At 55.5% G+C, this 515-nt stretch carries 1 protein-coding gene; it reads right to left on the reverse strand.

The features are described from left to right. The coding region (locus tag ACYVE4_RS34070; RefSeq protein WP_461044898.1) for a sensor histidine kinase at positions 1 to 515 on the reverse strand (515 nt) is incomplete at both ends.

Consider the following 515-nt stretch of genomic DNA (forward strand, 5'->3'; position numbering starts at 1 on the left):
CCTCGACCGTTGTCTTCAATCAGCACTTGCAAGTGCTTCTCCTTGCGCTCAAACTTTACGGTCGCTTTACTAGCGTGAGAATACTTCACCAGGTTGTTGATGGCTTCCTTGCCAATCAGATATAAGCTCCGACGTACCTCCATGGAGATGGGCATCTCCTCCAGAGCAGCATCAATCTGGAAGGAGAACTGAATCTGCTTGGACTCCATCAGGGGCTGGGCATACTCCTGCAAACGAAGCGCGATGCGTTGCAGGGAGTCGTTGCCAGGGTTGATGGTCCAGATGATCTCATCGATGGCTTCGAGGATGTGTCGGGCATCGGCGTAGATTTTGTGGACCATTTTCTGGGCTGATTCGGGTCGGTTCTGGCGGAGCAGCTCGTGGGTGTGTCCGCTGAGCATGGAGATGCTGGAGAGGGTGCTGCCCACTTCATCGTGGAGGTCGTGGGCGATCTGTTTGCGGAGTTGTTGAGCTTCTTCGAGTCGGCGCAGCTTGGCCCGGTTCAGCAGCCAGGC

The organism is Spirosoma harenae, assembly GCF_054776975.1.